General features: G+C 73.6%; 7 protein-coding genes, 1 tRNA gene and 1 pseudogene. 3 read left to right on the top strand and 6 right to left on the bottom strand.

Going from position 1 to position 11,165, the window contains the following annotated elements:
* Window positions 1-2,056: 2,056 nt before the first annotated feature.
* Window positions 2,057-3,028 carry a DUF5926 family protein gene (locus AAHZ94_RS18650; protein WP_349994092.1) on the bottom strand — a complete coding sequence of 324 codons (972 nt, stop codon included), beginning with the start codon at window positions 3,026-3,028 and terminating at the stop codon, window positions 2,057-2,059.
* 224 nt (window positions 3,029-3,252) lie between these two features.
* On the opposite strand from AAHZ94_RS18650, the gene AAHZ94_RS18645 reads away from it, so the two are divergent.
* Window positions 3,253-3,642, top strand: coding sequence for a hypothetical protein (locus AAHZ94_RS18645; RefSeq protein ID WP_349994091.1), 390 nt, complete (start codon window positions 3,253-3,255; stop codon window positions 3,640-3,642).
* 51 nt (window positions 3,643-3,693) lie between these two features.
* On the opposite strand, the gene AAHZ94_RS18640 is transcribed toward AAHZ94_RS18645, so the two are convergent.
* On the bottom strand, window positions 3,694-4,407 hold the full coding sequence (locus tag AAHZ94_RS18640) for an ATP-binding protein (RefSeq protein ID WP_502964712.1): 714 nt from the start codon (window positions 4,405-4,407) through the stop codon (window positions 3,694-3,696).
* A 44-nt stretch (window positions 4,408-4,451) separates the two neighbouring features.
* Window positions 4,452-5,288, bottom strand: coding sequence for a glycerophosphodiester phosphodiesterase (locus AAHZ94_RS18635; RefSeq protein ID WP_349994089.1), 837 nt, complete (start codon window positions 5,286-5,288; stop codon window positions 4,452-4,454).
* Window positions 5,289-5,555: 267 nt separating this feature from the next.
* On the opposite strand from AAHZ94_RS18635, the gene AAHZ94_RS18630 reads away from it, so the two are divergent.
* Window positions 5,556-7,394: a S1C family serine protease gene (locus AAHZ94_RS18630; RefSeq protein WP_349994088.1), complete on the top strand. Its 1,839-nt coding sequence runs from the start codon at window positions 5,556-5,558 to the stop codon at window positions 7,392-7,394.
* Window positions 7,395-7,522: 128 nt separating this feature from the next.
* A tRNA-Ser gene (locus AAHZ94_RS18625) sits at window positions 7,523-7,609 on the top strand.
* Window positions 7,610-7,978: 369 nt separating this feature from the next.
* Here AAHZ94_RS18625 and AAHZ94_RS18620 read toward each other — a convergent pair.
* The 3 genes and pseudogenes from AAHZ94_RS18620 to AAHZ94_RS18610 all read right to left on the bottom strand — a co-directional run.
* Window positions 7,979-8,521, bottom strand: a complete 543-nt coding sequence (locus tag AAHZ94_RS18620; RefSeq protein ID WP_349994087.1) for a hypothetical protein — start codon at window positions 8,519-8,521, stop codon at window positions 7,979-7,981.
* A 722-nt stretch (window positions 8,522-9,243) separates the two neighbouring features.
* Window positions 9,244-10,257, bottom strand: a pseudogene (locus tag AAHZ94_RS18615) (GTP-binding protein); the annotation flags it as partial.
* Between the two features lie 272 nt (window positions 10,258-10,529).
* On the bottom strand, window positions 10,530-11,165 hold a 636-nt coding region (locus AAHZ94_RS18610; RefSeq protein WP_349994086.1), incomplete at its 5' end, for a response regulator.

The following is an 11,165-nucleotide window of genomic DNA, read 5'->3' as shown; positions in this document are numbered from 1 at the left end:
TTTTCAATGATACCGCGACCCCCGACAGCTACCCAAGGCGGTTCGTCGGCAGCGTCCGATGTGTATAAGAGCCCCCCCCGCGCCGTACGGGCCGCACGGCGGCGGCAGGTGGGTCCGGGGGCAGGGCCGCGACAGGGCCGTGGGCGCGGTCGTGGGCGCGAGCTCGGGCGGAGCTGCGGTGCGCCCACCGCCGCGCGGGGCGGCAGGGGCGAGGAGAGTCCGGCCCGCGGCGGGAGCGATCAACGACACAGAGCTGACGCAGGGCCAGAACCTGGCGTGCGCAAGCAAGGTGGGAGACGCTCGGGGTGTCGCGCGAGGAGAGTGCGGGCGGGCGCGAGGGGTGTGGGGTGCCCGGCGGTGGGGCTGTGACGCGAGGGGCGGGGCGGGGAGTCGCGGTGGCAACTCCCGGGCCGGGGCGCCGAATCGACGGCGCGGGCCGCGGCCGGTCCGCCGCGGCGACGTGGCCGGGTCCGGACATGGAAGCGCCCGGTCGCTGGCGACGGGGGATGCACCAGCGACCGGGCTCCTAGAACGGTAACAAGAGATCCGCGGTTCGCAAATTCGATCGCGGATTTCAAGACGCGTATTTCCTGGCTAATACCGGGAGTTGTGACCAGGGTCACGTATCTGGATCGTCTGAGGATCATCTGTACGGGGTCCGATGGAGACAGGGCGTGACCACGTTGCGCCTCTCGCCGTCGGTCCTGGTCGGGCTATCTCCGCTATCGCCGGCAAACGCGGCTATCCATGAGCATCCCGTGCAACGGCACTGCTGTCATGGCCACCACCGGCCGTGCGATGACCGTAGGACGAGCACACCGCGCCCGCATCGGAACCCCATCCGAACCCACCCACCCATCCGCCCCCATGACCTGGAAGGAAACGCCCTGAGCCGCGGCAAACCTTTGAAACGGCCGAATCATCTGAGATTCATCGCCGAACTTCTTTGTTGACCACCGGAACGTTTGTTGACCACCGGAACGGTCAGCGGCCGGCCCGATCCCGGCCCGATCCCGATCCGAACACCCGGCACGGCGACGCACCTGCACGGCCCGCGCCCCGCCCCCCGGCTCACCGCCCGCCGTGGCACCCGCGGCGCATCCGCACCCCCGTGCCCCGCCCCACAGGCCCCCGGCGATGCCACGTCTGCGCTGGTGAGCCCGGCCCCGAGCGGTGCGGCCGGCCCTGGCGGCTGGCCCCCTCGCCCTCCCGCCCGCGCCCCGTGCCGACGCCGCAGCCCCGCCCACCGGCGCCGAGGGGCCGGGCCGGCCGGGCCCCGCCGTGCGCTGTCGGCCGGCCCCGGCGCCCCGTCGGTTCGACATTTGTGCCACGGCGCAACGGCCGCGGACGCCGCCGCGTACCGCCCGAACCATCGGCACCGCGGACGGGTGCGGCGGCGCATTGTGCAGACCGTACGAAAGATTTGTCCGTACCGTACGAACGAACACGTTCTGCAAAGAGCCTGCGATATCTCCGGCCGGTCAGTACCGCTGTGGGAAGGCGGCTAAGCCGGGGAAGTGGTGCGGGCTTGCGGTTGAGTGGAGGACTGCATTCGCCGGGTGGGACGCCCGGGTGGATTCGATCACTCGCCGCATCGTGAACCGCCCTCGGACGCCCGTCCCACAAACAATCGGGCAAACGGTCGGTCGGACGACCGTGCCATTGCTGGTGAAACCGCGGCGGGGAAGTTGAAACATCCGGAATGCATTATTCCGATCCGGTGGGCGAACACTCCCGCACTCCGGTTCTCCGGCCCGCACCACCGCAGCAAGCCCTTTCTCTCCCACCCGGAGCCACCCCCGAACCTTCTCCCCACCACCCCGCACTCACCACCGTCCGACTCCGTTGCGTACCTGCCCCGCGGCCCCCCCCCCCCCGGCGCGCCGCATGCAACACGGGCGATGGCGCCCGCGCCCACGGGCGACTTGGCGCCGGCAGACGGCGCGTTCCATCTGGGTGGGAGCGCGAACGGGGCGCCCCGCGCCGGTCTGGGACCGGCCAGTGCGGGGCGCCCCGGAGGACGGCTCGTCGCCGTGTGGACGTGCTCGTGTTCGCGTCAGCTCAAGGTGACCTGACGGTTGGTGAGACCGCTGCGGGCCCGGCGCTCGTCGGCCGTCAGCGGGGCCTCGTTGGCGAGCGCCTCCGCGAGCCGCTCGGCGAAGGCGGCGGCCGGCTTCTCGACGTCGTCCGCGCGGACCGAAGTCGGCAGGTCCCACACTGGGACGGTCAGCCCGTGCGCGCGGAACGAGCCGACCAGCCGCGTCCCCTCGCCGAGCGAGGAGGCACCGGCGGCGTGCAGCCGGGCCAGCGCGTCCAGCAGCTTCTCCTCCGGGTGGGTCATGACCCACCGCAGGTGGTTCTTCTCCGGGGTCTCGCACCAGTACGCCGACTCGACGCCGGAGAGCCGGGCCGTCGGGATGGCGGCGTCATTGGCCCGCTCCAGCGAGGCTGCCACCTCACCGGTCGCGTTCTGCGCGTCCTCGATCCAGAACTCGAACCCGTCGTGCACCACGGGGGCGAAGGCGCCCGCCGGGTCCAGCAGGTCCTGGAGCCGCGGCCCGTCGGCGGACGCGTCACCCGCAGGAACCGGTGTGCCGGGCTCGGCGGAGAGCGCCCGCTGCAACGTTCCCGCGAGGTCGCGGCTGAGGTCGCCGGAGGCAGTGTCGTTCTGGAGGCCGAGCAGCACGGAACCGTCGTCGCGGCGCAGCGCGGGCCAGGCCATCGGCAGCACCGTCGCCAGCGTGACCGAGGGCACGCCGTCCGGCAGCCCGTCCTTGAGGTGCAGTTCGACGGTGGCCGCGGGCACCAGTTCGCGCAGCGCGACCCAGTCCGCCTCGCCGGGCAGCCCGTCGAACGGGCGCCGCACGAGCTCGGTCACCGCCTGCGCTGCGGCCCGGCCGTGGCACGCCTTGTACCGGCGGCCCGAGTTGCACGGGCACGGCTCGCGGGCTCCGACCACGGGGTATGCGGCATCGGAGGCCGCGCCCTGGGGCTTGGTCTTCGTCTGGGGGCGGCGCTTCTTGGCCATGGTGTGGCTGTCTCCCGGTCGGTACGGCTCGGACGCCTCGCGAGCCTAGCTCTTCCCGCCCGCGAACCGGTCGGCGCACACGGCGGTGGCCACCGCGACGCCGCGGCCCGGCCCCTCGACGGGCCCGCGCACGACCGCGGCCCGGCCCCGCAGCAGGCCCGCGCACCGCGGCCGGCCGCCCGCTCGCCGGCGGCGTTGTCATACCCCCCGCCTACGCTTCGACCATGAGCGTTTCCCTGATGTACGAGGCACGCCGGGCGACCCCACTGACCGCGGCCGAGGCGGCCGAGGTCGAGCGGATCGTCAACGCCCGCGAGGCGTCGTTCCCGTACCCGGACGAAGAGAGCTGCTTCTTCTACGACGCCGGTGACCGCGCCCCGGACGCGGTCCTGAACGGCTCCACGAAGCTGCCGTTTCGCCCCGGCCGGCTCTTCCCGGTGATCGCACACGTGCTGGACACCGTGACGGAGCTGCGCCGGGCGCTGCCGACCGCGCAGTGGAGCGTGTCCACGGACGACGTGCCGGTCCCGTGGGACGAGACGGAGGGGTATGCGCTCGCCGGCATGCGGGACGCGGAGCTGATAGCCGAGCTCAGCGCCATCGACGAGGAGTAGGCCGGGCCGCGCAGGGCCGGTCCCCGCGGCGCTGCCCGTGGGGCCGGTGGATCAGGCGGTGCCGTCCAGCTCCCCCAGGTCGCTGCCGAAGCCCTTCAACTCTTCAAGCCCGTCCAGGCCCCCGTCCAGCTCCTCCCAGGTGTTGCGCCGCTGGGTGGGACAGCGGACCTCGGGGGCGTACGCGGCGCTGGTCGGCTGCTCGGTCGCGGTGGCGGGGAAGGAGAGGACGGCCCAGACGGTCACTTCGCCGTGCCCGTCCCGTACGCCCCATGCGTCAGCCAGTGCGGCGATGATGTTGAGGCCCCGGCCGCCCCGGGCGGTGACGGACGGCGTGGCCGGAAGTGGTCTTGTCGGACCGCCGCCGTCGGTGGCCTCCACCGTCAGCGTGCCGTAGGGGTCCACGCACCAGGACGCGCGCATCGCGCCCGCACCGGCACTGCCGTCCGTGCCGTGCGCGGAACCGGTCGGATCGTCTGCGTCCAGCGGTCTGCCGTACCGGCAGGAGTTGCTGAGCAATTCGGAAAGGATCAATACGGCGTCGTCTACGACCGTCTCCGGCACCCCGCTGGAGCGAAGCTCCCCGCGCATCCGGTGCCGCGCTTCCCCCACGCCCGCCGGGCCATGGGGTACGGACATGATCGACGACGTCGGCACTTCCTGTGCCACCACCAACGCCACCCCCGAGACCTCCTTTGCCCCATGCCAGGGGATGGATGCCCGGAGCGAGTGGATCGGAAACCGGCCATCTGGGATCGGACGACGCACTCGTCACGTTCGTCCACGTACCGAATGCGCCGGTGTGCCTCAGCTCAGGGCCGTGGCGCCCTGCCGAGCTGGGCCAGTACCTGCCGCGGACGGTTGGTGATGATGGCTTCGACCCCCAGCCGTACGCACAGCTCGACGTCGGCGGGTTCGTTCACTGTCCATACGTGCACTCGGTGCCCCGCGCGGTGCAGCCTGGCCACGAAACCGGGGTGGTTCCGCAGGATGCGCACGCTCGGCCCGGCGATGCCGACGCCCGCGGGCAGCCGGCCGTCCCGCAGCCGGGGCGAGACGAACTGCATGAGGTAGACGGTGGGCAGCTCCGGCGCGGCGGCCCGAATCCGGTGCAGGGAGCGCGCCGAGAAGCTCATCACCCGCACCGGGGCGTGGCCGGCTGCCGTGGGCCCGCCGTCGAGCCCGAACCTGCGCAACAGCGTCAGCAGCCGTTCCTCGACCTGGCCCGCCCACCGGGTGGGGTGCTTGGTCTCGATCGCGAGCCCGACCGGGCGGCCGGCGTCGGCGACGAGTTCGAGCAGCCGCTCCAGGGTGAGCACCGAGGTGCTGTCCCGGTCGGGCAGTTCGGCATCGGCCGCCTGGCCCTTCCAGGAGCCGAAGTCGAGGGCGGCCAGATCGGCGAGTTCGAGGCTGGAGACGGCGCCGCGGCCGTTGGAGGTGCGGTTGACCCGCCGGTCGTGCACGCAGACCAGATGTCCGTCCGCGGTCAGCCGAACGTCGCACTCCAGCGCGTCGGCGCCGTCCTCGATGGCCCGCCGGTACGCGGCCAGCGTGTGCTCGGGTTCGGCGTCCGACGCGCCGCGGTGGGCGACGACGGACGGGCTGTGCGGACCGGGGCCGACGTCCCGGGCCTGGCGCGCATAGGTCACCGCGTTATGGTGCCACCGCCTGGCGCGGGTCGCCTCGGCGGCCGTTGCCCTCAGGGGCCCGTCTGCCTCGTCCGTAACCGACTGGACGGGTGATGGGTCGCTGGTCGGGGCCGCGGCGCAGCACCGTCCTGCACGGTGGTCGGTCGCTCCTTACGACGGCCTGACAAGCCGTGGGAAAGGGTGTTGGCAGACCTTCGTCGGCGCTGGCCACCCGCCACCGGGCCGCAATGTCGTGCATCAGACCGTCGTGCATTTGAGGAGTGAGCTGTGAGCACGGAGAACGAAGGCGCTGCCGTTCCGCCCGAGACCGAGCCGCGCACGGCGCCTCCAGCGCCGCCCGTCACCCCCGGCGCCCCACCCGCTGCACCTTCCGCACCTGACTACGGCCTCGCGCCCCCGGCCGGGACGCGGGCGGCGTATGGGGGGCGTACGGCCGATGGGGCGCGTACGGCCGATGTGGCCGATGTGGTTGCCGACGCGGCTGGTGTTGCCGGTGCGCCCGACGCGGCCACGGGCGGGCCGGGCGCGGGGCCCGCCGCGGGAGCGGACACCCCGGCCGATGCGGTTGGCGCGGGCGGTACGGGCAATGCGGGCGGCGCGGGTGATGCAGGTGGTGCGGCTGGTCTTCAGCCGCAGGCCGGCGCGCCTGCGGGGCCCCCGCCGGTGGCACCGGTGGCACCACCCGTGCCCGCCCCGGCACCGGCCGACGCGCAGCCGCAGCCGCAGGGTGCGCCGAGCGCGGCGCACCCGGCCGACGCGTATCCGCAGCAGCCCCACCCGGCGGCACCGGCGGGTGGCGGCGCAGGTGGCGCGGCGGGACCGGGTGGTGCGGGTGGCGCGGGTGGCGGCTGGTGGGCCGGTGGCGGTCAGCCGTACGGCGCCGGCGGCGCGGCGGGTGGGCCCGGGGTACCCGGTGCACCCGGGGTGCCTGGTGCGCCCGGCGCGTGGGGCGCGGTCGGGGTGGCGTCGCGACCGCCGCTGCGCAAGCGCGGTGGGCTGGTGGCCGCGGTGCTCGCGGCGGTCCTGGTGGCCGGTGGGATCGGCGGCGGCATCGGGTTCTGGGCCGCGGACCGCAACGACGACGGGGACTCCACCACCGTCGCGGCCTCGTCGGAGGGGTCCAAGACCAACGACCGGGCGCCCGGTTCCGTGGCGGGCATCGCGGACCGGACGCTGCCCAGCGTGGTCACCATAGAAGCGCAGAGCACCTCGGGCGAGGGCGGCACCGGCACCGGCTTCGTCTACGACCAGCAGGGCCACATCCTCACCAACAACCACGTGGTGGCGTCCGCGGCGGACAGCGGTGAACTGCGCGTCACGTTCTCCAACGGCAAGAAGTACCGGGCCGAGGTCGTCGGCCGGGCCGAGGGGTACGACATCGCCGTACTGAAGCTGAAGGACGCGCCCGGCCGGCTGGCCCCGCTGCCGCTCGCCGACTCGGACAAGGTCGAGGTCGGCGACGCCACGGTGGCGATCGGTGCGCCCTTCGGCCTCTCCGGCACCGTCACGACGGGCATCATCAGCGCCAAGAAGCGGCCGGTCGCCTCCAGCGACGGCGGCGGCAGCAAGGCGTCGTACATGAGCGCACTCCAGACCGACGCCTCCATCAACCCGGGCAACTCCGGCGGCCCGCTGCTCGACAACCGGGGCGCGGTCATCGGCGTCAACTCGGCGATCCAACCGGCCCGCGGCGGTGGCGGCCCCGGCGGCCAGGGCGCGCAGTCCGGCAGCATCGGCCTCGGCTTCGCCATCCCGATCAACCAGGCCAAGCAGGTGGCCGACCAGTTGATCAAGCCCGGCCGGCCGGTGTACCCGGTGATCGAGGCCACGGTGAACATGAAGGACAGCGGCGCCGGCGCCCCCATCTCCCGCGAGGACCAGGGCACCGCCGAGCCCATCACCCCGGGCGGCCCGGCCGACAAGGCCGGCCTGCGCCCCGGCGACGTGATCACCAAGCTGGGTGACACGGCGATCGACAGCGGCCCCACCCTGATCAGCGAAATCTGGACGCACCAGCCCGGCGACAAGGTCATGATCACCTTCACCCGTGGCGGCAAGGAGATGAAGGCCCAGGTCACCCTCGGCCAACGCGAAGGCGACAGCTAACCCACACCCCGCTCCCCCTACCCACCCCACACCCACCCCGCGCCCCCGCCCACCCCCTGGACCGGGGCGGCGCCAAGGCCCCGAAAGCCGCTAGGCTGTAGCCGCTCCGCAGCAGGTGGGCGGGGCGGGGAGGCTTGCCCGAGCGGCCTAAGGGAACGGTCTTGAAAACCGTCGTGGCAGCGATGTCACCGAGGGTTCAAATCCCTCAGCCTCCGCAGCAGGTCAGCGTTTTGGCTGGTCAACAGGGGCGCCCCGAGTATTGGGGCGCCCCTGGTTGCGTTGGGGGTGTTTCGCCCCGTACTGCGTCTCTCCCCGCGTCGAGCAGGGCGTACGGGCCGGGTGCGGGCCAGGGTGGGACGGCTTGGCTTGCTCCGAGGTCCTGCCCGGGGCCCGCCTGAGGGCGTGTCCGCGACTCTGTCCGGGGTCCCGCCTGAGGCCCGCCCGAGGACCTGTCTGCGACGTTGCCTGAGGCCCTGCCCGAGGCCCCGAGCGATGGGCAACTCGCGCTGTAGGTCCGACTGGAGGCCCCCCGGAGGCGGAAGCGGTGGCAGTGGCGAAGCCGCACGTCCTACTACGGCTCGCGGCTACTTCGCTGGGAAGAGGCGTAGCTTCGCGGTGTTGCCCGTGATCGTGAGGACGGAGAGCGACTGGTCGTTGATGGTGGAGGCGCCCGGGCCGGGGAGCTGGTTGCGGAACGAGGCGACGAATCCGTCCGGGGCGACCGAGTACAGGTCCACGCCTTCGGCACTGACGGAGTCCACCGTGAACGGGCCCGCTCGGAGGGCGTCGGCGCGGGGGATTTCGGTGCCCTGCGTCACGACGATCGTGCAGCTTCCGTCCGTGCACGCCTGTAACTCGGCCGGTGTTGACGGCTTCATGGGCTTCACCGGCTTCGCCGCGGTCGGGGACGGTGAGGAGGAGGGGCTGGTGGGTGTGGGTGATGCGGGGGACGGCTTGGTCGAGTGGGAGGGGGTGGCTGAGCCGGGTGCCCCTGCGTCGTCTTTCGAGTCGGAGCCGCAGCCGGTCAGTGCGGCGGCGATGGCCAGCACGCAGGCGGCCCCCGCCGCGCCCTGCGCCGTAGCGAGGCCGGTCCTACGGCGGTGGGCCGGTGCGTCTGATGGGGTCATGGGGCCGTTCTAGCCGTGGGGGCACGGGAGGGGTCCCGTGCCCGGCAGCCCGGTTGGGGCGGCTGCGCGCCTCGCCAGCAGGTCGCGGCGGCGCCGGCGTACGGAGAAGGGGGGGGGGGCAGGCGTAGCGGCGCTTGTGGTCGGTGGGGGGGCGGTATTTGCGGAGGCAGGTGGTGCAGTACCAGAGCCAGCGGTCCTCCTTGCCGATGCGGATGGTGCTGGTGTCCTTCCACAGGGGGCGGGTGCCGCAGCCGGGGCAGTGGGGTGGGGGTTGCACGGTGCTCACGTGGATCTCCTGGTGCGCGGTCGGGGCCGCGGACCATCGTGGTGGGCGGGCGCGGGGGTGCGACACGGGTGGGAGGGGCGTTACCCGTACGAGTGAGGGGAGCGGTGCGGCGTTCGGTTCGCGGGGCGAGGGGTGGTGGGTGGGTCCGGAGTGGGGGGAGTGTGCCCGGCGTGCGCCGGGGGCGTGGGTGTGGCGGGGCGGGGGAGCAGGAACGGTTAGGTGCAGGGGAGTTGGGGGCGTACGCGGGGGGCGTGGTGGGTTCGTGCGGTGGGGGCGCGGGGCGGGTGGGGGCGATGGGTGTGACGGGGTTTAGCGGCCGGCCCTCATGCTTGCGGGGGAATCGGGTGCGGTGTCGAGTTCACCGCCAGACGGGTGGGCAACTCTGGTCTCGCGACGTCGCAACGGGGTCGAGGGGGGGGGGGGGCCCCCCCCCCGGGGCGGCCGGGGGGCGGGCGGGGGCGCCGGCCCGGGGGGGGGGGGGGGCGCCGCCGGGGGGGGTGACGGCCGGGGCGGCGCGCTCCAGCGGGGTGGGGAAGCCGCCGGTGACGAGTTCGAGGAGTTCGCCGGTGCCCAGGCCCTGCCGGGAGCCGTTGGCCGCCGGGGCGGCGGCGAGCACCGGGTGGAAGGTGCCGCGCGCCACGGCCTTCTCCAGGTCGGCCACGAGGGTCTTGACGTCGATCTGCTCGCCGCCGAGGTAGCGGTCCATCAGGGTCTCGTCCTCGCTCTCGGCGATGATGCCCTCGATGAGCCGGTTGCGGGCCGCGGCGACCAGCGGCAGCTCGGCCCCGTCCGGCGGGCGGGGGGTGCGCCGGCCCGACGCGTAGTCGTAGACCTGCTCGGACAGCAGCCCGATCAGGCCGGTGACGGGGCGGTGGCCGTCGGCGCCCGCCGGGCCGTGCAGCGGGAGGTACAGCGGCAGTACGGCGTCCGGGTCGTCGCCGCCGAAGGCCGCGCGGCAGATCTCCGTCATCTCCTCGAAGTCGGCGCGCGCTGCCTCCAAATGGGTGATGACGATGGCCCGTGGCATGCCGACGGCGGCGCACTCCTCCCACACCAGGCGGGTCGCGGCGGCCACGCCGTCCGCCGCCGACACCACGAACAGGGCGGCGTCCGCGGCGCGCAGACCGGCCCGCAACTCCCCGACGAAGTCGGCATAGCCGGGGGTGTCCAAGAGGTTGATCTTGCAGCCGCCCCATTCGACGGGGACCAGCGACAGTTGGATGGAGCGGTGCTGGCGGTGCTCGATCTCGTCGTAGTCGGAGAGCGTTCCGCCGTCCTCGACCCGGCCGGCCCGGCCCACCGCCCCGGTGGCCAGCGCCAGCGCCTCCACCAGCGTCGTCTTGCCGGCTCCGCTGTGGCCGACCAGCACCACGTTCCGGATCGAACCGGGGCGGTCGGCCGTCGCTGCCCTGCCGGCGGCTCCTGCCGGGGGACCCGTCTTCTCGCCCATGCGTCTGGACCTTTCGGTAGACACCCGCGTCCTTCGAGCTTTCCACCGCGGTCATGGTGCGTCCATACGTCACACACGGTCCCGTAACGTCCCTCGCCGTGCGTTCTGCGGCTGGCGGCTTCGGGTTCGTACGGCGTCGGGTTCGTACGGTGCTGGCTTGGGTCTGCGTACGGCCTTCGGGGGACCCTCCTGGGTACGGGGTCGGGCTCGGCGGCGGGGCCGGGCTCGGGTGCGCAGGGGGGCGCGGATTATGGGGCCGGGGGCCGGGGGGATCAGGGGGCCGCAGGGTGGGTCGGTGTCGGGGGTGGTGGCGGGTCGGTGGGGGTGATCGCTCCCGTCTCCCAGGTCCAGGCGGCGATCTCCACCCGGTTCCGCAGCCCCAGCTTCGTCTGGATGCTGGCCAGGTGCGTCTTGACGGTGGACAGCGACAGGACGAGGGCGGCCCGGATCTCCTGGTTGGTCCGGCCGCGCGCCACCAGCCTGGCCACCTCCAACTCGCGCTCCGTCAGTGGGCCCCGCCGATCGGCCACGGGCCGCTCCCGCAGGTCGCCGAGCCGCTCCAGCAGCCGTACCGTCACCGCGGGCGAGACCAGTGCGTCGCCGCGCGCCGCCGCCCGTACCGCCTCCACCAGCAGCTCCGGGCCCGCGTCCTTCAGCAGGAAGCCGCAGGCGCCGCCGCGCAGCGCACCGTACAGGTAGTCGTCCTGGTCGAAGGTGGTCACGACGACCACCCGCAGCGGGTCGACGGCGCCCGGGCCGGCCAGCAGCCGGGTCACCTCAAGGCCGTCCAGCTTCGGCATCCGGACGTCCACCAGGCACACGTCGGGCCGCAGTCGGCGGGCGAGCGCCACGCACTCGGCGCCGTCCGCGGCCTCGCCGACGACCTCGATGCCGGGCCTGGTCTGGAG

Source organism: Streptomyces sp. HSW2009 (assembly GCF_040240285.1).
Lineage (GTDB): Bacteria > Actinomycetota > Actinomycetes > Streptomycetales > Streptomycetaceae > Streptomyces.
This window is presented reverse-complemented; position numbering and strand designations above follow the sequence as displayed.

Bases quoted from the DNA above. Each gene is read 5' to 3' on its own strand.
- AAHZ94_RS18650 (WP_349994092.1), bottom strand. From the start codon at position 3,028: ATGGCCAAGAAGCGCCGCCCCCAGACGAAGACCAAGCCCCAGGGCGCG.
- AAHZ94_RS18645 (WP_349994091.1), top strand. From the start codon at position 3,253: ATGAGCGTTTCCCTGATGTACGAGGCACGCCGGGCGACCCCACTGACC.
- AAHZ94_RS18620 (WP_349994087.1), bottom strand. From the start codon at position 8,521: ATGACCCCATCAGACGCACCGGCCCACCGCCGTAGGACCGGCCTCGCT.